This window comes from Chitinophaga sp., from assembly GCF_039596455.1.
In the GTDB taxonomy this organism is placed as follows: domain Bacteria; phylum Bacteroidota; class Bacteroidia; order Chitinophagales; family Chitinophagaceae; genus Chitinophaga.
On record NZ_JBCNJR010000006.1, the window covers coordinates 1 to 25155 of the forward strand.

The 25155-nt window shown below is 51.3% G+C and carries 25 protein-coding genes and 1 rRNA gene; 20 read left to right on the forward strand and 6 right to left on the reverse strand.

Annotated features, from left to right (window positions below):
* A 5S ribosomal RNA gene (rrf, locus tag ABDW36_RS17855) occupies positions 1 to 111 on the forward strand.
* A gap of 194 nt (positions 112 to 305) precedes the next feature.
* Positions 306 to 1262 (forward strand): SDR family oxidoreductase, encoded by a 957-nt coding sequence (locus tag ABDW36_RS17860; RefSeq protein WP_343703292.1) that lies wholly within the window; start codon positions 306 to 308, stop codon positions 1260 to 1262.
* 74 nt (positions 1263 to 1336) lie between these two features.
* Here the strand turns inward: ABDW36_RS17860 and hisS are convergent, their stop codons facing one another.
* Positions 1337 to 2686 (reverse strand): histidine--tRNA ligase, encoded by a 1350-nt coding sequence (gene hisS / locus ABDW36_RS17865; RefSeq protein WP_343703293.1) that lies wholly within the window; start codon positions 2684 to 2686, stop codon positions 1337 to 1339.
* A gap of 29 nt (positions 2687 to 2715) precedes the next feature.
* A complete protein-coding gene (locus ABDW36_RS17870; protein ID WP_343703294.1) occupies positions 2716 to 3150 on the reverse strand; it encodes a low molecular weight protein-tyrosine-phosphatase in 435 nt (144 codons plus the stop codon).
* Positions 3151 to 3706: 556 nt separating this feature from the next.
* On the opposite strand from ABDW36_RS17870, the gene ABDW36_RS17875 reads away from it, so the two are divergent.
* From ABDW36_RS17875 to ABDW36_RS17960, 18 genes are all read left to right on the forward strand, one after another.
* Positions 3707 to 4627, forward strand: a complete 921-nt coding sequence (locus ABDW36_RS17875) for a substrate-binding domain-containing protein (protein ID WP_343703295.1) — start codon at positions 3707 to 3709, stop codon at positions 4625 to 4627.
* 66 nt (positions 4628 to 4693) lie between these two features.
* On the forward strand, positions 4694 to 6412 hold the full coding sequence (locus tag ABDW36_RS17880; protein ID WP_343703296.1) for a tetratricopeptide repeat protein: 1719 nt from the start codon (positions 4694 to 4696) through the stop codon (positions 6410 to 6412).
* A gap of 253 nt (positions 6413 to 6665) precedes the next feature.
* Entirely contained in the window at positions 6666 to 8387 is a 1722-nt protein-coding gene (locus ABDW36_RS17885) for a tetratricopeptide repeat protein (protein WP_343703297.1), read from the forward strand.
* A 212-nt stretch (positions 8388 to 8599) separates the two neighbouring features.
* The gene (locus ABDW36_RS17890; RefSeq protein ID WP_343703298.1) at positions 8600 to 8995 is read left to right on the forward strand and encodes an NADH-quinone oxidoreductase subunit A; all 396 of its coding nucleotides are present in this window, start codon (positions 8600 to 8602) and stop codon (positions 8993 to 8995) included.
* A gap of 40 nt (positions 8996 to 9035) precedes the next feature.
* A complete protein-coding gene (locus tag ABDW36_RS17895; protein WP_119078539.1) occupies positions 9036 to 9599 on the forward strand; it encodes an NADH-quinone oxidoreductase subunit B in 564 nt (187 codons plus the stop codon).
* Between the two features lie 16 nt (positions 9600 to 9615).
* Positions 9616 to 10137, forward strand: a complete 522-nt coding sequence (locus ABDW36_RS17900; protein ID WP_343703299.1) for an NADH-quinone oxidoreductase subunit C — start codon at positions 9616 to 9618, stop codon at positions 10135 to 10137.
* A gap of 65 nt (positions 10138 to 10202) precedes the next feature.
* Complete coding sequence (locus tag ABDW36_RS17905; protein ID WP_343703300.1) at positions 10203 to 11381, forward strand: NADH-quinone oxidoreductase subunit D; 1179 nt, start codon at positions 10203 to 10205, stop codon at positions 11379 to 11381.
* Positions 11382 to 11491: 110 nt separating this feature from the next.
* The gene (locus ABDW36_RS17910; protein ID WP_343703301.1) at positions 11492 to 11989 is read left to right on the forward strand and encodes an NAD(P)H-dependent oxidoreductase subunit E; all 498 of its coding nucleotides are present in this window, start codon (positions 11492 to 11494) and stop codon (positions 11987 to 11989) included.
* Between the two features lie 160 nt (positions 11990 to 12149).
* Positions 12150 to 13517, forward strand: a complete 1368-nt coding sequence (gene nuoF / locus ABDW36_RS17915; RefSeq protein WP_343703302.1) for an NADH-quinone oxidoreductase subunit NuoF — start codon at positions 12150 to 12152, stop codon at positions 13515 to 13517.
* Between the two features lie 55 nt (positions 13518 to 13572).
* On the forward strand, positions 13573 to 14670 hold the full coding sequence (locus ABDW36_RS17920) for a 2Fe-2S iron-sulfur cluster-binding protein (protein WP_343703303.1): 1098 nt from the start codon (positions 13573 to 13575) through the stop codon (positions 14668 to 14670).
* A gap of 8 nt (positions 14671 to 14678) precedes the next feature.
* Entirely contained in the window at positions 14679 to 15728 is a 1050-nt protein-coding gene (gene nuoH / locus ABDW36_RS17925; protein WP_343703304.1) for an NADH-quinone oxidoreductase subunit NuoH, read from the forward strand.
* Between the two features lie 35 nt (positions 15729 to 15763).
* Positions 15764 to 16279: an NADH-quinone oxidoreductase subunit NuoI gene (gene nuoI, locus ABDW36_RS17930; RefSeq protein WP_343703305.1), complete on the forward strand. Its 516-nt coding sequence runs from the start codon at positions 15764 to 15766 to the stop codon at positions 16277 to 16279.
* Positions 16280 to 16286: 7 nt separating this feature from the next.
* Complete coding sequence (locus tag ABDW36_RS17935; protein ID WP_343703306.1) at positions 16287 to 16778, forward strand: NADH-quinone oxidoreductase subunit J; 492 nt, start codon at positions 16287 to 16289, stop codon at positions 16776 to 16778.
* Positions 16779 to 16790: 12 nt separating this feature from the next.
* Entirely contained in the window at positions 16791 to 17108 is a 318-nt protein-coding gene (nuoK, locus tag ABDW36_RS17940) for an NADH-quinone oxidoreductase subunit NuoK (RefSeq protein WP_126249360.1), read from the forward strand.
* 24 nt (positions 17109 to 17132) lie between these two features.
* Positions 17133 to 19031, forward strand: coding sequence for an NADH-quinone oxidoreductase subunit L (gene nuoL, locus ABDW36_RS17945; protein ID WP_343703307.1), 1899 nt, complete (start codon positions 17133 to 17135; stop codon positions 19029 to 19031).
* Positions 19032 to 19055: 24 nt separating this feature from the next.
* Complete coding sequence (locus ABDW36_RS17950; RefSeq protein WP_343703308.1) at positions 19056 to 20501, forward strand: NADH-quinone oxidoreductase subunit M; 1446 nt, start codon at positions 19056 to 19058, stop codon at positions 20499 to 20501.
* A 30-nt stretch (positions 20502 to 20531) separates the two neighbouring features.
* Positions 20532 to 21908, forward strand: a complete 1377-nt coding sequence (locus tag ABDW36_RS17955) for an NADH-quinone oxidoreductase subunit N (RefSeq protein ID WP_343703309.1) — start codon at positions 20532 to 20534, stop codon at positions 21906 to 21908.
* Between the two features lie 119 nt (positions 21909 to 22027).
* Positions 22028 to 23302 (forward strand): ABC transporter permease, encoded by a 1275-nt coding sequence (locus ABDW36_RS17960; RefSeq protein WP_343703310.1) that lies wholly within the window; start codon positions 22028 to 22030, stop codon positions 23300 to 23302.
* Between the two features lie 54 nt (positions 23303 to 23356).
* Here the strand turns inward: ABDW36_RS17960 and ABDW36_RS17965 are convergent, their stop codons facing one another.
* The 4 genes from ABDW36_RS17965 to rpsF form a co-directional block, all read right to left on the reverse strand.
* Positions 23357 to 23812: a hypothetical protein gene (locus tag ABDW36_RS17965; protein WP_343703311.1), complete on the reverse strand. Its 456-nt coding sequence runs from the start codon at positions 23810 to 23812 to the stop codon at positions 23357 to 23359.
* A gap of 247 nt (positions 23813 to 24059) precedes the next feature.
* Positions 24060 to 24506, reverse strand: coding sequence for a 50S ribosomal protein L9 (gene rplI / locus ABDW36_RS17970; RefSeq protein ID WP_343703312.1), 447 nt, complete (start codon positions 24504 to 24506; stop codon positions 24060 to 24062).
* A 6-nt stretch (positions 24507 to 24512) separates the two neighbouring features.
* Positions 24513 to 24779, reverse strand: a complete 267-nt coding sequence (gene rpsR / locus ABDW36_RS17975) for a 30S ribosomal protein S18 (protein WP_119078554.1) — start codon at positions 24777 to 24779, stop codon at positions 24513 to 24515.
* A 4-nt stretch (positions 24780 to 24783) separates the two neighbouring features.
* Positions 24784 to 25137, reverse strand: coding sequence for a 30S ribosomal protein S6 (gene rpsF / locus ABDW36_RS17980; protein ID WP_119078555.1), 354 nt, complete (start codon positions 25135 to 25137; stop codon positions 24784 to 24786).
* Positions 25138 to 25155: the final 18 nt, after the last annotated feature.

Below are 25155 nucleotides of genomic sequence, written 5' to 3' on the forward strand. Positions count from 1 at the left end.
ATGGTGGTTTTGCCGAGGGTGTTCACCTCTTCCCATTCCGAACAGAGAAGTTAAGCCCCTCATGGCCGATGGTACTGCACTATCATGCGGGAGAGTAGGTAGCTGCCATATTTATTAAAGAAAGCCTTACCGGGTAACTGGTAAGGCTTTTTTGTTTTTATATCCATCCCATTTTACCGGCCCGGAGAGTTCTGCAACAGCCTGAAGGCTAAAGCCGAATTGCTATTGTATTCCGTTTGCCGGGCATTACGCAAATACCCTGCGTAGTAAACCCCTACCTTCGCAGTAACCTAACTTTCTTCACCATGAAACCTTTAGCAGGTAAAATAGCCCTGGTAGCCGGGGCAACCCGCGGCGCCGGGCGCGGTATTGCATGCATGCTGGGAGAAGCCGGCGCAACCGTTTATTGTTCCGGCCGCAGTACACGCGGTAGCCTTGCATCAGGCAGCCACCGCCCGGAAACTATTGATGAAACGGCCGAAATGGTTGATCGGTACGGTGGTAAAGGCATTGCCGTAAAAACAGACCATAGCGTAGAGGAGGAGGTAGCGGCCCTCATTCAGCGCATCAGGAAAGACGCCGGTAAGCTGGATATTCTTGTGAATGACGTGTGGGGTGGGGATGAACTGATGACCTGGGGCAAAAAGTTCTGGGAAACAGACCTGGCTAACGGTTTTAAAATGCTGCGGCAGGCCATAGATACCCATATCATCACCAGCAAATATGCCATTCCGCTCATGCTGGAAAACAACAGCGGCCTCATCCTGGAGATCACGGACGGCGACGGCTATTTCTACCGCGGGCAGCTCTTTTATGACCTGGTCAAGACCTCCATCATCAGGCTGGCCTTTGGTACCGCTGAAGAGCTGGACGGTTCAGGCATCACCACTGTGGCCCTCACGCCAGGTTATCTCCGCTCGGAAGCTATGCTGGAGTATAAAGGCGTTACTGAAGCCAATTGGAAAGAGGGTACTAAAGCAGATCCGAATTTCATAGCTTCTGAAACTCCTTATTTTGTTGGCCGCGCTGTTGCTGCATTGGCTGCAGACCCCAACGTTGCCGCAAAAAACGGCCGGGTGTTCAGTTCATGGGACCTCTCTGACGAATACGGCTTTAAAGATATTGATGGTAACAGCCCGCACTGGGGGCGCTATGTGCAAAACACCATTCCCAAATACAAGTACAAACGTTGTGATGACCAGTTTTACAGCTATTGGCGCTTCCTCTCCGGCGTGAAGATAGGTGAAACGGAATGGAGCTAGACAGTTGGGAAAAAAGCAGTTATAAAAAAAGAGGAGTGTCAATGTTGATACTCCTCTTTGTATAAATTTTCCTCTTAACCGAAATCAAACTCCGCCAGTTCTTCCGGCTTGATGGCAAACCGCTGTTTGGCGGGAATATTTTTGATGAAAATGGTACCCGGCTCATTGTCTTCCAGGTAAGCAATAAAAGGAATATTGCGCTTCTCGGCGTATTTGTATTGTTTATCCTGCTTGATGTTTTCAGCGTACAGTTCCGTTATCACGCCCTTGCCCCGCATCTGCATTACATAGTTAAAAGCCTCCGCCATCCTGCTTTCTCCGGGGTAGAAGAACAATACCTGTGTGCCTTGCTGCGCGGCAGCGGGAAACAATTGCAGTTCTTCCAGCACATCATAAATGCGATCTACACCAAAAGAAATACCCACACCGGAAATACCCGGCAAGCCGAACAAACCGGTAAGATCATCGTACCGGCCCCCGCCGCCAATGCTGCCCATATTCACACTGGCAGGCGCTTTCACTTCCACTATCATACCGGTGTAATAGTTCAGGCCGCGTGCAAGGGTGAGGTCAATCACCGGCGCCTCATTAAAGGTGGTGAGCTTGCTGGTAGCAATGTACCGCAGTTCCTCTACGCCCTTCAAACCGGTTTCTGAATTGGCGAGCAACTGACCAAGCTTTTCCAGCTTTTCTTCGTTGCTGCCGCTAACGGCAATGAAGTTCATGATGGTGTCAATTTCCGCAGGCAGCAGGCCACGTTCGGCCAGCTCCTGCCGTACCCCGCTGTCGCCTATTTTGTCCAGTTTATCTATGGCTACGGTAATATCTGTCATCAGCTCCGGCCGGCCAACCAGTTCCGCCAGGCCCGTCAGTATCTTACGGTTGTTGATCTTTAACTGGTAACTTGTCAGCCCCAGTTCCGTGAGCACGGTATCATAAATTTTCAGCAGTTCTATTTCATTGATCAGGGAATTGCTGCCTATCACGTCTGCATCGCATTGGTAAAACTCGCGGTAGCGGCCCCGTTGCGGCCGGTCTCCCCGCCATACCGGCTGTATCTGGTAGCGCTTGAACGGCAGCACCAGTTTGCCCTGGTTCATCACCACGTAGCGGGCAAAGGGAATGGTGAGGTCATATTTCATGGCTTTCTCGCAAAGCAGCAGCCCCAGCTCATGTGCGTCTTTAGCCATTTGTGCCTGTCCGTATATCTGGGCGCCGTTGTTCAATATCTTGAATATCAGCCGGTCACCTTCGTCTCCATACTTCCCAAGCAGGGTGGAAGTATTTTCCATAGCGGGCGTTTCAAGCGGCTGAAAGCCATATAGCTCAAAGGTTTTACGGATGGTGGCAAAAATATAGTTGCGTTTGCGTACTACCTCAGGCCCGAAATCGCGGGTGCCTTGCGGGATGCTTAATTTTGTCATTATAATCAGGAATCAGTTGTTAGTAATTATCAGCCTTTCACTATCCGTTCGCAGGCATTGTAAATGAGCTGGTATACAGGCTCAAACAGCGCATCATCGTACCAGGGGTCCGGCACGGGCTGCTGGTGTTCCAGCAATAATTGTACCTTGTCACGGTCTGCCTGTGTGCGGCTTTTCCGCAGTACGTCGCGGTAATTGTCCAGGTCCATCACGTAAATCCTGTCAAAGCGGTCAAAGTCTTCTGCCTGGAACTGCCGGCCCCGCAGGCCGGAAATATCGATGCCATGAAGGCGGGCTACCTGAATGGAACGGTGGTCAGGCGCATGGCCTACATGCCAGTTGCCCGTGCCGGCAGAATCAATTTCCCAGTTCAGTTGCCGCTGGGCGGCCAGGTGGCGGAGGATGCCCTCTGCCAGGGGAGACCGGCAAATATTGCCGAGGCAAACCATCAAAATTCTCATCATTAAAAAATCTAAAGGGATAAAATACTGTTTATCAGCGGCTTATTTGCCCATAAAAGAAAGGCGCCCCCTTGTTTTTACCAGCGCAAACCTACCGAATTTTCGGGGAAGTCTGCAACGCATTTCCCTGTGTTGCATATGTTAAAAATATCCTGCAATGTGGAATTTCATCCGTCCCGCATCTTTATATCAGAATCCCGGAGCCCGGCCGGCATTGGATTTTAACAAACGAATAAAGTTTCTATAACTGTATAAAAACAATTTTTTTTGTATAATTGTAATTTACCGACAATGCAACAGGAATACGATAGCACAAACAAAAGGCGGAATATTTCATACCGGCCTATGGGAGAACTGATAAGAGGCCTATTTTTTATTGTCTTCGGATTATATGCACTGCTGGCAGAACGCATGGGTTGGGGCAAGCTCAGCCTTCCGCAGGAATTGATCTATGCATTGGGCGGCGTCTTGTGCGCGTATGGACTATATCGTGTGTACAGAGGGATCAAACAATTATTTTTCTGATCTGAATATTTTTGTCATTACTTAGACAGTGCGTATGTTTTTAAATAAAAAGCTGAAGAGCGTGTTGCTTGCAGTGAGCTGTATTATCTTAGTAGCAGCAGGCTGCACACAAAGACAAACAAAGAACGGAACAGAACAAGACACAGCCACGTCAGGCACCATCCGTATATCTGTGGATGAAACCTACCAGCCGCTGATCGAAGCCGAAATAAAAGTATTCCAGTCACTGTACCCGAAAACAAAAATCATTGCTGAGTACAAGCCGGAGGCAGAGTGCTTTAAAGATCTCTTTAATGACAGCGCCCGCATGATCATCGTAACACGTGATCTTAAACCGGATGAAAAGGAATATTTTAAAAAGGAAAAGATCCGCCCGCAAAGTATGCAGCTGGCAACTGATGCGGTAGCCCTGATAGTGAACAATGCCAATCCTGATTCCATCCTCACTATGGACCAGGTGCGCGAAATCATGACGGGCAAGGCGCCGAAGCCCTGGCAGGTGGTTTTTGACAACCAGAATTCCAGCACCGTGCGTTTCATACAGGATTCCATCAACAAGGGAGCGCCGCTGCCGGCCAGTACAATGGCAGCCAAAACCAATCCCGAAGTGATTGACTATGTAACGAAAAATAAAAATGCCATCGGGGTAATAGGGGTGAACTGGATATCAGATACCAGTGATCCGAAGGTGATCGACTTTAACACGAAAGTGACCACCGTGAAGCTGCGGGCAGATGGCTTTAGCGATTTTGTAAAACCGTACCAGTTTTATATAGGCATGAAATCCTATCCCCTCACAAGGGGCATGTTTTATGTGCTGAAAGAACCCTATCAAGGCCTGGGCGCAGGGTTTGCCACTTTCCTTGGCGGCCAGGAGGGCCAACTTTTGATAGGCAGGTATAAATTATATCCGGCAAGATTGAACATTGTTTTCAGGGAAGCTACTTTAAAATAGCACCCCGTCTTGCATATCAACTTTTAAACAATAAATACTGATAACACAACTAAAACCGGATTGCTCATGAACAGAAGGAACAGTTTATTTGTTGCCATGCTCTGCATAGCCAACGGAGCCATGGCACAATCTGTGGAAGATGGTTTGAAGGATTTGTATTATGGCAAATACCAAACCGCGAAGCAGAATCTTGAAAAAGCGATTACTGCCAAACCGACGGACGACCGTGCCTATTACTACCTTGGTATTGCCGAGCTGGGTCTGGAAAACAAAGACGCAGCAGCAGCAGCCTTCACCAAAGGTCTCACAGCCGTTCCCAACTCACCCCTGCTTACCGCAGGCTTAGGCCGTATCGATCTCCTGAACGGGAAAACCGCAGAAGCCAAACAGAAATTTGAATCAGCCTCTACCGCTACCGAAGGTCGCGATGGCGACGTGGCCCGCGCCATTGCAGACGCCAACACTGAAGTAAAAGGTGGAGACCGCGGCTACGCGCTCAGCACCATGGAAAAACTGCTGAACAACGAAGGCCGTAAAAAAAGACAAATGTACACCGCTACCGCGGCTGACTATATTGAGCTGGGCGACGCCTACCGCTACCTGGGTGGCGAGAACGGCGGTAAGGCCATCAGCGCTTATGACAAGGCGCTGGAGCTGGATGCCAACAATGCAGAGGCAGTAACCAAACAAGGCATGGTAAACTATAACGCCCGCCTGAAAGAGCAGGCCGTTGCCGATTTTACCAAGGCTACTAGTATGGACGCCAACTACGGCCCTGCCTTTTATGAGCTCTTCCAGTTCTACATGACACCCCGGAAAGACCAGTACTCCCTGCAGCACGCTGCCAAGTACCTGGAAAAGTACATTGAAGTGGGTGACCCTTCAGACAAGCTGAAAAGCCAGTACAACATGGCCGCATTGTCTTTCCTGCAAAAGAACTACGATGACGCCATTGCCAAAGGCAAAGCCATTATGCCGAACGCAAACGATGTGTACAAAGGCAAACTCACTTTGCTGATCGCTGACGCCCACCTTCAGAAAGGAGACTCTCTCTCCGCTAAAAACCTGATGGACGAGCGCGTGAAAACCGTGGGCGATGACAAGCTGGAGGTGAATGACCTGAAGCTGCTCAGCGCTATCTATGGCAAACTGAAAACAGAAGACTCCGCTGCTATGGCTGGCTTCCAGACCAAAGCCGGAGACTACCTGGAGAGGTACGCTCAGGCAGACACCGCCAAAGACGCAGAAAAATTCCGCAACGTAGCAGAATCTTTCAAGGAAATGCGCAACTGGGCTAAAGCTGCAGAATGGTATGGCCGCGCACTGGAGTTCAAAGACAACCCCGGCGCTGTACAAGACCACTTTTACAAAGCCTACTACGAATACTATGCGCAGGATTACCCGAAATCCCAGGCTACCTGGGTAGAATTTACCACCAAGTACCCTGAGCAGATCACCGGCTTCTACTGGATGGGAATGGCCGGATTTGCGCAAGACAACCAGGCCAAAGAAGGTAAAGCCAAGGAAGCATTTGAAAAATACATTTCCCTGGTGAAACCGGAAGATGAAGGCAAACACAAACGTTTCCTCGTCAACGCTTACACTTACCTGATGCTGTATCACTACAACCTGGACGATAAGACCAGCATGCAGCCGTACATGGACAAGCTGGTAGCTATTGACCCGGCCAACGATGCCGCCCGCCAGGTAAAAGAGTTCCTGGAAGCTTCCAGCAAATCTGCCAACAGCGAGGCTAAAACAGCCGGTGCCAAAGGCAGCAAATAAGAAAGGACATTTTTCTGACATAAAAAGCAGCGCTTTTAAAAGCGCTGCTTTTTTTTGCTCTTCCCCGCCGGGCGGGGAAAAATTAACTTTTCCTGCATTGTTATTACGGGAATAAATAAGTAAATTCAGCAATGGGCTAACCGCTCCGATAGATAAAACCCCTACCATTCTGGCATGTTTTTTAGAGCATACAACCCATACTGCCGCACAAGGCCAAGCGCGCGGCAGGTTTTAACGGATTAAAACTAAAACCATGAAGAAGTGTATCAGTACCGTAATTGCCCTGCTTTGCATGGCTGGCGGGGTTATGGCTCAATCTATAGAAGACGGGCTTAAAAATCTGTACTACGGCAAGTTTGCCGCAGCCAAGCAGGATTTTGAGAAAGTGGTGGCTGCCAAGCCTAACGAGGAGAGGGCGCACTATTACCTGGGCATAGCTGAACTGGGGCTGGAAAATAAAACAGGCGCCGCCGCTGCCTTTCAGAAAGGGCTGCAGGCCGTTCCCAATTCCCCCTTGTTAACGGCCGGCATGGGACGTATAGACCTGCTGAACGGAGATGCCGCCGCTGCCCGCCAGAAGTTTGACGCGGCTAATACGGCCACGAAAGGCAAAAACGGCGATGTGGCCCGCGCCATTGCGGACGCCAATACCGAAGTGAAAGGCGGGGACAAACAATTTGCCCTCCAGGTGATGGAGACGCTGTTGAATAATGAAGGCGTGAAAAAGAAGGACCAATATACCCCCACCGCCGCAGATTACATAGAATTGGGTGATGCCTACCGTTATTTAGGGGGCGAAAACGGGGGGAAGGCCATTTCGGCTTACGAAAAGGCCCTTGAGCTGGATGCCAAGAACGCAGAAGCCGTGGTAAAACAGGGGCATGTAAACTACAATGCCAAACTGCTGGAGCAAACAGTGGCGGAATACGCCCGCGCCACCCAGCTGGACCCTAACTATGCTCCCGCGTTCTACGAATTGTACCAGTTTTACTACACTCCCCGCCCACGGCAGTTCTCCCTGGCCAAAGCCAAGGAATACCTGCAGAAGTACCTGGCCCTGTCAGACCAGGCAGACCGGGTGCAAAATGAATATTACCTGGCCTCTATCATGTTCCTTGACAAGGACTACGATTCAGCCATTGAGAAAGCCAAAGGCCTGATACCCCAGGCCAACGAAGGGTATAAAATGAAGCTGGAGCGCCTGGTGGCTGATGCTTACCTGCAAAAAGGGGATTCCCTGAACGCCCAGAAGTCTTTTGACGAGTATGTGGGCAAAGTTGGGAAAGACAAGCTGGAGCCCATTGATTATAAGCTGGGCGCGGAAATCTACAGCCGTTTAAAGAGCACGGATTCCGCCACTCAGGCCAAAAACAGCCAGCTGTCACTGGAATACCTGGAACAGTACGCCAATGCTGATACCGTGAAAGACCTTGACCGGTATGAGTCAGTAGCAAAAGCCTTTAACGAAGCCAGGTTGTTTGCCAAGGCAGGGGAGTGGTACCAGAAGTTTGCAGACCTGAAAGTGGAGCAGAAGCAGAAACCGGCCGCTATTGACTGGTATAACGTAGGCCTCAACTATTACCTGGCCTCCGCCGGCGAAACCATTGATACGAACATGCTGGCCAAATCTTCTGCCGCCTTCGGCAAGCTGGCCACGGAATACCCGGACCTGACCACCGGGCATTACTGGCAGGGCATGGCCGCCGCGGCCAAAGACGTGGAAGCCAAAACAGGCGTAGCCCTTCCGTACTTTGAAAAGTACCTCACCATGGCCGAAGGCGACCCGGTGAAGAACAAGGCTGGCCTCATTAAAGCGTACACGTATATGATGGTGTACTATTATAATAAAGATGACAAGGCCAACATGCAGAAATTCATGGATAAACTGGCCCCGCTAGACCCTGCCAGCGAACCGCTGAAGCAGATCAAAGATGTGATGGCCAGTAAATCTGCTGCGCCCAAAGCAGGCAGATAATTGAATATCAGCAATTTATTATTGTAACGCCCCCGGAAGCCTCCGGGGGCGTTACCGTTTTCAAGAGAAGCTGGAAACCCCGGAAACCCAATCATTCATATCTTATTATATTACATATACAAAAAAAAGATTAGATTTTCCGCCATCGTGGATTTGAATTATGCTTTACTTGCAGTATTTTTGCGCTTTCGGACAATTTATATGGGAAGCTTATGTTTTTTGCCTCTGATTTTTTGACTGCCAATACCACTTCTTTCAGTTATTTCCCTATTGTTTTACAACTGATTGCAGCGCTGGGTTTTGTAGGAATTACCATGCTGGCCACACATTTACTAGGCCCGAAACGTAGAACCATCGACAAGCTGATCAACTTTGAGAGCGGCATTGAGCAGATGGGCAACGCCCGGCAGCCGGTAGCCATCAAGTATTTTCTCACTGCTATTTTGTTCGTGCTGTTTGACGTGGAGGTGATCTTTTTCTACCCGTACGCTGTTAATTTCAGAGAGTTGGGGTGGGAAGGCTTTATGGCCGTAGTGGCCTTTGTGGCATTCTTTATGGGAGGTTTCTTCTATATTATCAAGAAGGGCGCTCTGCGTTGGGAAGATTAAATGAATTAAGTTAACTATTAATAAGAAGGAGGGTAAAGATATGTCTCGTCCTGTTCAGTTTAATAATAAGGTGAAGTTGGTGGAAATGCCGGAAGGCTTGACCGGTGAAGGGTTCTTTGCCACCTCTTTCGATAAAGTGATTGGCCTGGCACGTAAAAACTCCATCTGGCCACTGCCGTTTGCCACTTCCTGCTGCGGTATTGAATTTATGGCCACCATGGCAGCGCATTACGACCTGGCCCGTTTCGGCTCGGAAAGGCTGGGTTTTACACCCCGCCAGTGTGACCTGCTGATGGTGATGGGCACCATTGCCAAAAAAATGGCCCCGGTTTTACGCCAGGTATACCTGCAGATGGCGGAGCCCCGCTGGGTAATTGCCGTAGGTGCATGCGCCAGCAGCGGCGGTATTTTTGATACCTACTCCGTATTGCAAGGCATAGACCAGGTGATACCGGTAGACGTATATGTGCCCGGCTGTCCTCCCCGCCCGGAGGCCATCCTGGACGGTGTGATGCGCATACAGGACCTGGTTGGCCAGGAAAGTTTGCGCCGCCGCCATACAGACCGGTATAAAGAACTGATGAACTCATACGGAATAGAATAACGTTAATAGCTTATACATGTCTTTGACGAACGAGCATATAAAAAACAGGCTGGTAGAGAAGTTTGGCGACGTGCTGACGAATTTTGAAGAGTCTTTCGGCATGATGTCTTTTCACGCGCCGAAAGACCTGAACCTTAAGGTAATGCAGTTCCTTTACGATGAAGAGGACCTGCAGTTCCGTTTCCTCTCAGACCTTACGGCCGTACACTATCCCGACAAAAAAGGAGCGGAGCTGGCCGTAGTATATCACCTGCACAATTTTGTGGAGAATGTGCGCCTGCGTTTTAAAGTGTTTACAGATATAGCCACACCTCAGGTTTATACAGCTACCAGCCTTTTTGCTACCGCCAACTGGATGGAGCGGGAAACGTACGACTTTTTTGGGGTGGACTTCGTAGGGCATCCTAACCTGGTGCGCATTCTGAACGTAGACGAGATGGACTATTTCCCCCTGCGCAAGGAATTTCCGCTGGAAGACCAGACGCGCGTGGACAAGGATGATGAAATGTTTGGCCGCGGCGGAAGCGTGGGAATTTAATTATTGAATTTTATTTAGCTAGGATTATGTCAGAGCAGCAACATATAAAATTACCGGAAGGCTCCATGGAGAAGCAAACCAATACGCTGAACCTGGGACCTACGCACCCCGCTACCCACGGGGTGTTCCAGAATGTGCTGGAGATGGACGGGGAGCGCATTGTATCGGCCACGCCCACCGTGGGGTACATTCACCGTGCATTTGAGAAAATTGCGGAGCGCAGGCCCTATTACCAGGTCACCCCGTTAACAGACCGCCTGAACTACTGTTCTGCTCCCATCAATAACATTGGCTGGCACCTTACGGTAGAAAAACTGCTGGGCATCCAGACCCCCAAAAGGGTGGATTACCTGCGTGTGATCATCATGGAGCTGGCCCGTATTACTGACCACCTGATCTGTAACTCTGTAATTGGGGTAGACAGCGGCGCCTTTACCGGCTTCCTCTACGTAATGCAATACCGTGAGCTGGTGTACGAGATCTATGAAGAGATCTGCGGCTCCCGCCTCACTACCAATATTGGCCGCGTAGGCGGTTTTGAAAGGAACTTCACGCCGGCCGCCTTCCAGAAAATTGAAAAGTTCCTGGCAGAATACCCTGACGTACTGAAGGAGTTTGAAAACCTCTTCACCCGCAACCGTATTTTCATGGAGCGTACACAGGGTGTGGGCAAGATAACCGCTGAAAGAGCCATGAACTACGGCTTTACCGGCCCCAACCTGAGAGCGGCGGGCGTAGACTACGATGTGCGTGTTGCCAATCCCTACAGCTCTTACCAGGATTTTGAGTTCTCCATTCCCGTGGGTACCACCGGAGATACGTATGACCGCTTCCTGGTGCGCAACGCGGAAATGTGGCAGAGCCTCAGCATCATCCGCCAGGCTATGGACAAGCTCAAAACATTGCCTGAGGATGTTTTCCATGCAGACGTGCCCGCGTACTACCTGCCTGATAAAGACGATGTTTATACAAAAATGGAAGCGCTCATCTATCACTTTAAAATTGTGATGGGCGAGTCCGATATATTACCGGGTGAGCTGTATCACCCCGTGGAAGGCGCCAACGGCGAGCTGGGCTTCTACCTCATCAGCGATGGTGGACGTTCTCCTTACCGCCTGCACTTCCGCAGGCCCTGCTTCATCTACTACCAGGCCTATCCTGAACTGGTGAAAGGGGCTATGCTGAGCGATGCCATCATTTGTTTGAGCTCGCTCAACCTGATTGCAGGGGAACTGGATGCATAACTTGTACCTGTACTGTGAACATACCCGTGAAAAGCTCTTCTTTCCGCCACCGGGCAGACGTAGATATATCAGGGGACTTTTGAAGATCAATAAAATAAAGAGTTTGATAAATGGCCGTTCAATTTTCTGAAGAGAAGCTGAATAAAGTAAAAGAAATCATTGCGCGCTACCCGGAAGGGAAGCAGAAAAGCGCCTTGATCCCCGTGCTGCACCTGGCGCAGGAATCGTTCGGCGGCTGGCTGAGTGCGGAAACAATGGACTATGTGGCCTCCCTGCTGCAGATCACGCCCATTGAAGTGTACGAAGTGGCCACCTTTTACTCCATGTACAACCTGAAGCCGGTGGGCAAATACCTGTTTGAGGTATGCCAGACAGGCCCCTGCATGTTAAACGGCTCCGATAATATCATTGCCTACATCAAGGAGAAGCTGGGCATTGAAGCGGGAGAGACCACTGCAGACGGCATGTTCACCCTTAAAACGGTAGAATGCCTGGGCGCCTGCGGCTACGCGCCCATGATGCAGCTTGGCAAGTTTTACAAAGAGCACCTTACCAGGGAAAAGGTAGATCAGATCATTGCCGAATGCCGCGCACAGGCCAATAACTAAAATGCCCGGCAGCGCGCTGCCGCTGAAGAGTGCGACGCAACGGACGCCCGATCAGCGGACCACTGCCGGTAACAACAACATACCCGCCCTGCCCATGCAGCGCGGAAGCTTAAAAAATAACCTGTTCCACATAGGGAGCAGACCAACATAAAGCGAGAAAATGGGACGTAAATTATTGTTAGACAAGGCGCATATAGAAGGCATCCGGTACTATGATGTATACCGGAAAAACGGCGGTTATGCCGCTGCTGAAAAAGCCCTGAAGAGCATGAGCCCTGACCAGGTAACGGAAGAAGTGAAAAAGAGCGGCCTGCGCGGCCGTGGTGGTGCAGGTTTCCCTACCGGTCTTAAATGGAGTTTCCTGGCCAAGCCCGAAGGCGTGCCCCGCTACCTTGTGTGCAATGCGGACGAATCAGAGCCGGGAACTTTCAAAGACCGCTACCTGATGGAGTTTCTGCCTCACCTGCTCATAGAAGGGCTGCTCATCTCCAGTTTTGCCCTGGGCGCTAACCGTACCTACATATACATCCGCGGCGAGTACGCCTGGATTCCCGACATCCTGGAAGAAGCTATCAGGGATGCACATAAAAACGGCTGGCTGGGTAAAAACATCCAGGGCAGCGGTTTTGACCTGGATATTTACGTACAGCGCGGCGCCGGCGCCTACATCTGCGGAGAAGAAACGGCGCTGATAGAATCCCTGGAAGGCAAACGCGGCAACCCGCGCATCAAGCCGCCCTTCCCGGCCGTAAAAGGCCTGTGGCAGTGCCCCACGGTGGTGAACAACGTGGAAACGCTGGCGGCGGTGGTGCCCATCATCAATATTGGCGGAGATGAATACGCTAAAATAGGCATCGGCAAATCTACCGGTACCAAGCTGATATCCGCCTGCGGCAACCTCAACAAGCCGGGCGTGTATGAAATAGACATGACCATTTCGGTAGAGGAATTTATTTATTCTGAAGAATACTGCGGCGGCATTCCGAACGGCAAACGCCTGAAGGCCTGCATCCCCGGCGGTTCTTCCGTACCCATTCTGCCGGCCAACCTGCTGCTGAAAACGGCCAAGGGAGAGCAGCGTATGATGACGTACGAAAGCCTGAACGACGGCGGTTTCCCCACCGGCTCCATGATGGGCTCCGGCGGGTTTATTGTGCTGGACGAAGACCAGTGCGTGGTACGCCACACTCTTAGCCTGGCCCGCTTCTACCATCACGAAAGCTGCGGCCAGTGCAGTCCCTGCCGCGAAGGCACCGGCTGGATGAAGCGTGTGCTGCAGAATATAGAGAACGGTAAAGGCAAAATGAGCGATATAGACCTGCTGTGGGACATTCAGCGAAAAATTGAAGGCAATACCATCTGCCCCCTGGGCGATGCCGCTGCCTGGCCCGTAGCCGCAGCCATCCGTCATTTCCGTGACGAGTTCGAATGGCACGTGAACAACCCGGAAGAGGCGCAGCACCGCAACTTCGGGCTGGCACATTATGCAGATCCCTTGCCGGTAGTAGCTGCGGCTGCTGCCGTTTAATATAAAAATGTTCGCCCGGTGAATGGCTTTCCGGGGAATGCAAAGCTTTAGTACAATGGCGGAAGAAAAGAAATTATTCAAGGTTACGATAGATAACATTCCGGTAGAGGTGGAGCCGGGCACTACCATCCTGAACGCCGCACGGAAAATAGGAGGCGACGTTGTGCCGCCGGCCATGTGTTATTATTCAAAGCTGCAGGGAAGCGGCGGTAAATGCCGTACCTGCCTCGTAAAAGTATCCAAAGGCTCCGATGCGGACCCGCGCCCCATGCCCAAGCTGGTAGCCAGCTGCCGCACTACCGTTATGGACGGTATGGAAGTGGCCAACATCACTTCTCCTGAAGTGCTGGACGCCCGCAAAGGGGTAGTGGAATTCCTCTTGCTCAACCACCCGCTTGACTGCCCCGTGTGTGACCAGGCCGGCGAGTGTGACCTGCAGGACCTCAGCTATGAGCATGGCGCAGAAGCCACCCGCTACGAATTCAAACGCAGAACTTTTGAGAAAATAGATATAGGCGATCACATCAAACTGCACATGACGCGCTGCATCCTGTGCTACCGCTGCGTGTTCACGGCAGACCAGCTTACCAACAAACGGGAGCATGGCGTGCTCAACCGCGGCGAAGCCTCCGAGATCGGCACCTATATCAAAAACTCTCTTGACAACGATTTTATAGGCAATGTAATTGACGTGTGCCCGGTGGGTGCGCTCACAGACAGAACGGCCCGCTTCAAGAACCGCGTATGGTTCCTGAAACCGGTAGACGCACACCGCAACTGCGACAAGTGCTGCGGCAAAACCGTACTGTGGATGCGCGGGGATGAGGTGTTCCGCGTTACCGCCCGCAAAGACAAATATGGCGAAGTGGAAGAGTTCATCTGCGATACCTGCCGTTTTGAGAAGAAAGAAGCAAAAGACTGGGTTGTGGAAGGCCCGCGCAAAATTTCGCGCCACAGCGTTATTTCACAAGGCCACTATGTAGGCGTGCACAAGCCGCAGGAAACCATCAGGGAAGTAATGAGCGGCCGCGATCCGAAACTGCTGATGAACATTCACAGCGTGAGCGAAGTGAACCAGCCGGCGGTAGACCTGAGCAAGATAGACGGGCCTGCCCACTCTACAGATTTTCCAAAAATTAATGGCGTTCAATAAAGCGAGATATGACCTTACTTACCATTGCAATTGACTGGGCTTTTGTTATCGAAAAAATTCTGCTCATATCCGCAGTACTGGCTGTTTCTTTGGTAATAGCCATGTACGAAACCTATGGGGAGCGTAAAGTGGCCGCCTGGATACAGGACCGCCGCGGCCCCAACCGCGCCGGGCCTTTCGGCATTCTGCAGCCGCTGGCAGACGGGGGCAAGCTCTTTTTCAAGGAAGAGATCATTCCCGCCACCGCCAACCGCTTCCTCTTTATTTTAGGCCCTTCCATTGCCATGCTGGCGGCCTGCCTCACCAGCGCGGTAATACCCTGGGGAGACGTGCTCACCATTGCCGGCCGCGAAATAAGCCTGCAGGTGGCTGATGTGAACATCGGCGTACTGTGGATCATTGCGGTGCTGGGCATGGGCGTATATGGCATTATGATAGGCGGATGGGCTTCCAACAACAAATTTTCCCTGCTGGCGGCCTGCCGTGGCGCCTCTCAGGTAATTTCCTATGAGCTGCCCATGGGCCTGGCATTGATTGCCCTGTTCATGATCAGCGGCTCCCTCAGCCTGAAAGACATTGTAGAGCAACAGCGGGATGGCGTGTGGTTTGTGCTGCTGCAGCCGCTGGGCTTCCTGATATTCCTGATCTGCGCCTTTGCGGAATGCAACCGTACGCCCTTTGACCTGCCTGAAGCCGAGAACGAGCTGAACGGCGGTTACCACCTGGAGTACTCTTCCATGAAACTGGGTTTCTACCTGTTTGCCGAATACATCAACATGTTCATCAGCTCCGCGCTGATGGCCACGCTGTACTTCGGCGGCTATTCCTTTCCCTTTATGGACAGCCTGGGCCTCAGCCCCAACATGGTGACCATACTGGGCATTGTAGCGCTGTTCCTTAAAACATTCATCTTCATCTTCATATTCATGTGGGTGCGCTGGACCATTCCGCGCTTCCGTTATGACCAGTTGATGAAGCTGGGCTGGAACGTGCTGATTCCCCTGGCGCTGCTGAACATGCTGGTAACAGGCGCAGTGATCTTATACCGCCAGGGATAAACAAAATTGATTGAAGAACTTTTGAAGCTTATTATATGCAAACATTAACCAACAGGGCACAACCGGTAGACAGGAGGCCCATGACATTCTGGGAGAAAATGTACCTGCCGGCCATTGCAAAAGGCATGGGCATCACCCTTTCGCATATATTCAAAAAGAAGGCCACGGTGAACTATCCTGAAGAGAAACGCCCTTTCAGCCCCGTGTTCCGCGGCCTGCACATCCTCAACAGGGATGAAGAAGGGCGCGAGCGCTGCACGGCCTGCGGTTTGTGCGCAGTAGCCTGTCCCGCAGAAGCCATCACCATGGAGGCTGCAGAGCGCCTGCCCGGTGAAGAGCACCTGTACCGTGAAGAGAAGTATGCCGCCCGTTACGAGATCAACATGCTGCGCTGCATTTTCTGCGGTTTCTGTGAAGAGGCCTGCCCCAAACAGGCCATCTACATGACCGAAACCTTTGCTCCGGCCAATTATCAGCGTAAAGGATTTATTTACGGGAAAGATGATCTGCTGATCCCCGATCCTAAAAATCCAATCACGGTAAAAAAGTAAAGCAATAATGGGTATACAACAGATTATTTTTATTGTGCTCTCCGCCATAGCCATTGCTGCGGCGCTGGGGGTGATACTGAGCAAAAATCCCGTTAACAGCGTGCTGTGCATGATCACCTGCTTTGTGGCCATTGCAGGGCACTACATTATGCTCAACGCACAGTTCCTCTTTGTGGTGCACCTCATTGTTTACACAGGCGCCATAATGGTACTGTTCCTTTTTGTGCTGATGATGATGAACCTGAATGCGGACATAGAGCCACAAAAACGCAACTGGCTGAAATACGCCGGCGCTATCAGCGGCGGCGCGCTGCTGCTGGTACTGGTAGCCGCCCTGCGGGATGCCAGCATGCCCGCTATTCAGTCTGCTTCCACAGACATTGGCCTGGTAGCCAACCTGGGTAAAACATTGTTCACCAGCTATGTAGTGCCTTTCGAGCTGAGCAGCGTACTGTTCCTCAGCGCCATGGTAGGGGCCGTAGTGATTGGTAAAAAATAAAAAATTATCTCGATGCCGGTTCAATATTACATCTTCCTCAGCATTGCCCTGTTCTGTATAGGCATCATGGGCGTGCTGATGCGCAGGAACGCGATCATTATTTTTATGTGCATAGAGCTGATGCTCAACGCCGTGAACCTTTTGCTGGTAGCCTTTTCCAAAATGTGGGTGGATGCCGGCCGTATAGACGCCGCCTCCGCGCAGCTCTTTGTATTTTTTGTGATGGTGGTGGCCGCCGCGGAAGTTTCTGTAGGCCTGGCCATTATTGTGATGATGTACCGCAATACCCATTCGGTAGACATCAATATTCTCAGCAGATTGAAAAACTAAGGAATTTAAAAATAGTATAGATCGATGATACATCTTGTTTGGCTGGTACCGTTCTTACCGTTGTTAGGGTTCCTGATCAATGGATTGGGCAGGAGGTATTTATCTAAATCGCTGACAGGCGTGATAGGTAGCGGAAGTGTGGTAGCGGCTTTTGTGATCAGTTTGCTGATTTTCTTTGAAGTGCGCACCCCTGGCTTTACGCCGCAGGTGGTTACGCTGTTCGATTTCATCAGCGTAGGCAGCCTGCATATTCCCTTTGCCTTCCAGGTAGACCAGTTGAGCGCTTTGTTCCTGCTCATCATCACCGGTGTGGGCTCCCTCATCCACATTTACTCTACTTCCTACATGCATGAGGAAAGCAACGAAGGTTTTGCCCGGTATTTCGCCTATCTCAACCTGTTCGTGTTCTCCATGCTCATACTGGTGCTGGGCGCCAACTATGTAATGATGTTCATTGGCTGGGAAGGCGTGGGGCTTTGCTCTTACCTGCTCATCGGCTTCTGGTTCAAAAATATAAACTATAACAAGGCCGCCAACAAGGCGTTCATCATGAACCGCATTGGAGACCTTGGTTTCCTGCTGGGCATCTTCCTGCTTATTCAGCAGTTCGGCTCCGTTACCTTTACCGAAGTATTTGCACAGGTACCCGGCGTAGGCTCCGGCAGCGCCGTGCTGTTTGCCATTGCCATGTTGCTGTTCATTGGCGCCATGGGTAAATCTGCCCAGATCCCCCTCTATACCTGGCTGCCTGATGCCATGGCGGGCCCCACCCCGGTATCTGCCCTCATCCACGCCGCTACCATGGTAACCGCGGGTATTTACATGGTGGCCCGCAGCAACGTGATCTATTCAATGGCGCCGCACATCCAGGCAATCATTGCCATTATCGGCCTGGCTACTGCACTGCTGGCGGCTTCCATAGCACTGAAACAAAACGATATCAAGAAAGTATTGGCGTACTCCACGGTAAGCCAGCTGGGCTACATGTTCCTGGCCCTGGGCGTTGGCGCCTATACCGCCGCCGTGTTCCATGTAATGACGCACGCGTTTTTCAAAGCCCTGCTGTTCCTTGGCTCCGGCTCTGTGATACATGCCATGGGCGGAGAGCAGGATATCCGGAAAATGGGCGGCCTCAAAAAATGGATGCCCGTTACCAACATCACCTTCCTGATCGGCTGCCTGGCTATTGCCGGCATACCGGGCCTGAGCGGTTTCTTCTCGAAAGACGAGATACTGGCCCACACTTTTGGTTATAACAAGATCATGTACGCCCTGGCGCTGCTGGGTGCGCTGATGACAGCTTTTTATATGTTCCGCCTTTATTACATCACTTTCAGCGGCAAGTTCCGCGGCACCCACGAGCAGGAGCATCACCTGCATGAAAGTCCCGCGGCTATTACCCTGCCCCTGATAGTGCTGGCCGTACTGTCTGTAATAGGCGGTTATGTCGGCATGCCGGAGGTATTTGGCGTACCCCACTTCCTGGCGGAATATCTTTCCCCCATCTTTGCGCCTTCTGCACCTTACCTGCATGCGCACCACCTCAGTCATGCGCTGGAGTGGGGGCTGATGGGCCTGAGCACCGCCCTGGTGATTGTGATGATAGTTTGGGCGCGCGGCAAATTCAGCAACTACCAGGATGCCGGCACTGAAAACACCGGCATTGCAAAAGTGCTGGAAAACAAATGGTATGTAGACGAGCTGTATGATGCCGTTATTGTAAAACCCCTGATGGCGCTTAGCGGCTTCTTCCAGAACATAGTGGAAAAGGCCGGCATAGATACCGTGGTGAACGGTGTTGGCCGCGGGGTGAAGTGGGGCAGCGGCCGTGCCAGGCTGCTGCAGAACGGCCAGGTGGGCTTCTACATCTTTGCCATGGTAATAGGCATGGTGGTATTGCTGGTGATCAGTTTGTTTTTATAATAGATAGCGGATTAAGATAAAGATATGTTGACAGTATTACTCATATTGATTCCTTTAATAACAGGGCTGGTCACGTTCGGGCTGAAAGGGCAGGGCGCCAAGGTATTCAGCTTGTTGTCATCCTTTGCCTCACTGGTAGTTGCAATAGTGGCCTGGCAGCAGTTCAGCGCTGCACCGGAAAGCCTGCAGTTTTCCCAAAGCTGGATTCCCCAGCTGGGCAGCCAGTTCAATGTAGGGCTGGATGGAATGGGCACCATGCTGTGCCTGCTTACCGCCATCTCGTTCCCGCTCATCTTCATCACGGTATATAACAGGGAATATGACCGGCCCGGCGCCTTCTACGGCCTCATGCTGCTATCCCAGGCCGGTCTCATTGGCGTGTTTACTGCCTATGATGCCCTGCTGTTTTACGTGTTCTGGGAGCTGGCGCTTATTCCCGTGTACTTCCTCTGCTCCATGTGGGGCGGTGAAAGGGCCGTGCCGGTTACCTTCAAGTTCTTTGTATATACGTTTGCCGGCTCCCTGCTGATGCTGGTAGGCATTATCTATATCTATTTCCAGACACCTGATCATTCTTTCAGCTGGACGGCTTTCACCTCCCTGCAGATCAGCGCACAGGAACAATCCTGGTTGTTCTGGCTCTTTTTTGTGGCCTTTGCCATCAAGATGCCGGTATTCCCCTTCCATACCTGGCAGCCGGATACTTACGAACAATCTCCCACGCCGGTTACCATGGTGCTGAGCGGTATAATGGTGAAGATGGGCCTTTTCGGTGTGATCCGCTGGCTGCTGCCGGTACTGCCCCAGGGCGCGTACATGTGGCAGGAAGTGGCCATTGTGCTGTCTGTTATCGGCATCATCTACGCCTCCTGCATCGCCATTATGCAGTCTGATTTCAAACGCCTGATCGCTTATTCTTCCATTGCCCACATCGGCCTCATGAGCGCGGCCATTTTTGTGAACAACGAGCAGAGCATGCAGGGCGTGCAGGTGCAGATGTTCAACCACGGCATTAACATCATTGGTTTGTGGATAGTGGTGGAAGTGATACAGAACCGCCTCCGCATTAAAGATATGCGTGAGATGGGCGGCATTGCGGCTTATGCGCCCAAGCTGGCCATTGTGCTGGTGGTGGTGAGCCTGGCCAATATTGCCCTGCCGCTTACCAATGGTTTCATCGGCGAGTTCCTGATGTTCAGCGGCCTGTTCCAGTACAACCCCTGGTTTGCGGCTGTAGCCTGCGTGGCCATTATACTGGCTGCCGTATACATGCTGAACATGCTGCAGAAAGTGATTTTCGGGGAAGCCAATACGCTGACGGCCTCTACGGCAGACCTGAAAACAGGAGAGCTGCTGGCTGCCGCGGCTATCATAGCCGTTATCTTTTTCCTGGGCGTATACCCCAAACCTTTACTGGAGCTGGTGCAAAGCACCACGGCAATTGTGAACGCAACGGCATGGGTGAAATAATTTAAAATAGAGATTCTGTAACGTTAAGATATGAACGCATTAATTTCTACTGCTTTATTCGGGATTGTTCTGATGATTGTAGGACTGTTTGTGAAAAATAAGCAGCACATTAAATACTATGCCATTGCCGGAGCTATTGTTGCCTTTATAGCAAACTGGTACGATGGTCAACTGGCCGGTGGCAGCAGCATGATGCTGTATGGCATGGTGGAGGTCAGCACCTTTTCCGTTTTGTTCAACGCCGTTGCCATTGGCACCACCCTGCTGTACTTTTTGCTGTGCGGCAGCGCCTTTGAAAAGGTAGGGAACGATGTGGCGGACTACTTTGCCCTCATATTTTTTATACTAGCCGGTATAATGCTCACTGCGTCTTTCAGCAACCTGCTCATGCTGTTCCTGGCCATTGAAATTATTTCCATACCGCAATACATACTGGCCGGGGCTGATAAAAAGAACCTGAAAAGCAATGAGGCTTCGCTGAAATACTTTTTGATGGGCTCTTTCACCACGGGCTTGCTGCTGATGGGCATTGCCCTGCTGTATGGCGCTTGCGGCACCTTCAACATCCGTGAAATGGGCCTGGGCACCGGAGACCTGTCTCCCCTGGCGCTCAGCGGTATTTTGCTGACAGGTTTTGCGCTGGCCTTCAAAGTATCTGCCGCCCCCTTCCACTTCTGGACGCCTGACGTATATGACGGCTCGCCTACCGTGTTCACCGCGTTTATGGCCACCATTGTGAAAGCCGCCAGCTTTATTGCCTTCATCCGCCTGTTCCATGTAAGCTTCAGCGAAGGTTCCATTACCGGCCACTGGCAGCTGATCATTGCGCTGATAACAGCGGCCACCCTGCTTATTGGTAACTTCACCGCAGTATTCCAGCAGAGTGTGAAAAGAATGCTGGCTTACTCGAGTATTGCGCAGGCCGGTTTTATGCTGTTTGCTGTGCTGGCCTTTAATGAAACGGCCACCCAGGGTATCATTCTGTATGCCATTGCCTACAGCGTGGCTACCATTGGTATTTTTGCCATTCTGCTCAAGCTGAAAGACTATACTTTTGAAGGCTACAACGGCCTGGCCCGCAGCCAACCCCTGCTGGCGCTGGCCAACACCATATTTTTGCTGTCTCTGGCCGGTATTCCCTTAACCGCCGGCTTCTTTGCCAAATACTTTTTGCTCAGCGCCGTGGTGCAGCAGGGCCATATGCTCTGGCTGGTAATACTGGGTGTGCTGTGTGCCGCTATCAGCGCCTATTATTACTTCAGGGTGATCATGGCCATGTATTTCAAGCCCGGGGAGGCGGAAACTTCCGTGCCAGTAACCGGCGGCTTTAAAAGCATGCTGGTGGTTGCCGCGGCCATTGTGATCATACTGGGCATTTTCCCCGGCCTGGTGCTGCAGTTCCTGTAAACCGTGCGGCTGTAAAATATTGAAGCGCTTCCTGCCGGAGGCGCTTTTCTTTTTTATGCCGTTCATCCCGTACGCGCGTTTTTAAAGGGGAATTACATTAACTTTAGTTAACCGTTGTTATGAAAGTCAGAGATATTTTTTCCCTCGCGCTCCGTTCTATCAGTGCAAACCGCCTGCGGGCAGGCCTCACTATAGCCATTATTGCTTTTGGTATAATGGCGCTGGTAGGTATTTTGACAGCTATAGACGCCATGAAGGGAAAAATTTACGACAGTTTTGCCAGCATGGGCGCCAGCGGCTTCTCTATCCGCAACCGGGAAATGATCATCCGCATGGGCGGCTCCGGCAATGCCACCCGCGGCTCCAGCCGAAAAATGAGGGTACGCAGCTCCAACCGCAATAAACTGATCACTTTCCGGGAGGCTATGGACTTCAAGAAGCGGTATACCTTCCCCGCGGTAACAGGCGTTTCCTTCCGTGCCGGCGGCGGCATGACGGTGTATAAAGACGATAAAAAGACCAATCCTACCGTACAGGTAGTAGGCGGAGATGAAAATTACCTGCCGCTGAATAACTATGACCTTTCCATGGGCCGCAATTTCAACAGCGCAGACATGGAATCTGGCCGCAACGTGGCCATATTGGGTAACGACGTGGTAAAGAAACTCTTTCCCGACAAGCCGGAACAAGCCCTCAACTCCGCTGTGCGCGTAGGGAACGTGCGCTACCGGGTAATAGGCATTCTCAAGAGCAAGGGCAGCAGCAACGTTTTCAGCGCAGACAATGTGGTGCTCACCACCGTTACCAGTACCCGGCGGGTATTCAACCGGCCTAACGCCACCTATCAGATCAACGTGAACGTAGACGATATTTCAAAGCTGGAAGCCGCTATTGGAGAGGCTACCGGTGTTTTCCGCATTATCCGCAAAATGGCGGTGAACGAAGAAAACAATTTTTATATCAGCCGTAGTGACAGCGTGGCGGAAATGCTCTTCCGCAACCTCAGCACGGTAACGGTAGCCGCAGCCATCATCGGGTTCATTACGCTCTTTGGCTCCGCCATTGGCCTGATGAACATCATGCTGGTATCTGTAGCCGAGCGCACCCGCGAAATAGGGGTGAACAAGGCGCTGGGCGCCACGGCCCCCACCATCCGGCAACAGTTCGTGTTTGAGGCCATCATCATCAGCGTAATGGGCGGTTTGCTGGGCGTGGTGCTGGGCATGATGGTGGGCAATATCATGTCACTGGCGCTGGGCTCCAGCTTTGTGGTCCCCTGGCTCTGGATATGCATTGGCATTGGACTGTGTGCCGCCGTAGGATTGATTTCCGGTATTTACCCCGCCATAAAGGCCTCCCGGCTTGACCCCATTGTGGCGCTGCGGTACGAATAAAAAAAGGGCGCCCTGTTCAACAAGGCACCCCTTTGAGGCAGGGATATAAATATCTTAAAAGAATAGCTGTGACAATACGTTGGTAACATCGTTGGTTTTCGGTTTCAGCCCCAGAAACTTGGTGTATTGCGCTACAGACAAGATCGTTTTCAGTTTTCCCAGTAGTCCGTTTTGCAGGCCGGCAAATTTGGTGGCATAGGCCGCTTTGTCTGTTTTGGCGAGGCCCATAATGCCTGATTTATCTGTCAGGAAGCCGGTTACGGCATTCAGCACACCTGGTTTTTGCACGGCGCTGAGGCCAAGCGCTGGCGTGAGTTTGCCCAAAATGGAATTGGCCATGCTTTTCACATCAAAGCCCTGGGCTTTGGCAGCGTCCAGCACTTGCGGCGCCGCGGCAGTGGGTTTGGGAGCGGAGGCAGGGGCAGGAGCGGATTTAGGCAGGCTGCTTTGCGCAAGCGCAGCGGAGCCGGCAAGGGCCATTAGGATTACAATTGCAATAAACTGTTTCATGACAGGATGTGTTGAGGGGTGATTGGATGATAAAACAACAATGTTACAGGTGAAATTGTTGCGGTACAGGGAAGTGAAGGATGAGGGCCGGCCTAAAGGGCCTCCCTTTGCTGACAACAGGGCCTGTCACCATTGGGGCACTATTGTGTTCCTGCGTCTGCTTTAGTCATATCTTTCCCTGGCATATAACAACAAAAAAAGGCTGCTCCCGGAGGAACAACCTTTTTTAAAGCATATCGTCAGGCGCTTACTCGGCCACCACTTCAAATTCCAGTTCGGCGTCATTGCCTTTACCGAAATCGAGGCGGGCTTTGTAGGAACCCAGTTCTTTTACATCGCCCAGGATGTGGATACGGCGACGGTCAATTTCATATCCTTTCTGCTCTTTGATAGCGCGGGCAATCTGAACGCCGGTAACACTACCGAAGATCTTGCCGGAAGTACCGGTTTTAGCACCGATCTTCACAGGAGAAGCTTTCAGCACTTCCACCACTTTCGCGATCTCGGCCAACATCTTCTCTTCTTTCACCTTCTGTACCTTTACACGCTCGTTGAGCTGCTTCAGGTTGGAAGGGCTTGCTTCCACAGCAAACTTCTGGGGGATCAGGAAGTTCCTGGCGTAACCGTTTTTCACGTTTACCAGTTCGTTCTTCTGGCCCAGATTATCTACGTCTTGTATTAAGATTACTTGCATTGTTTCTTACTTTAAAAGGTCAGTAACATAAGGCAATAAAGCCATTTGACGAGCTTTCTTGATAGCCTCAGCCACCTTGCGCTGGAATTTCAGCGAGTTACCGGTGATACGGCGAGGCAGCATTTTGCCCTGATCATTCAGGAATTTTTTCAAAAACTCGGCATCTTTGTAATCTACATACTTGATACCCAATTTCTTGAAGCGGCAGTACTTTTTCTGGCGCTTCTCTTGCTTAACCGCGGTTAAGTACTTGATCTCTTGTTTAACTGCCATAACTTTAAGCTTCTACGGGTTTAGGTTCAGCATCGTAGGTACCTCTTTTTTTGGCATTGTACGCCTGCGCGTGCTTGTCCAGTTTGGTGACCATGTAACGCAATACATTTTCATCGCGGTTGAGCTGAATTTTCAGCTTCTCATTGAAGTCGGATGGCGCCTTGAACTCCAGAACCAGGTACATGCCCGTGGTTTTTTTCTGGATCGGGTACGCCAGTGATTTTAAACCCCAGGGATTCTCGTGCACCAATTCGCCGCCGTTTTCTGTAACGAGGTCAGCAAATTTTTTCTGGGCAGCCTTGTAGTCTTCCTCAGAAAGCACAGGGGTAAAGATCACCATCAATTCGTAGTTTGACATAAATTTTCCCTTGTTTGT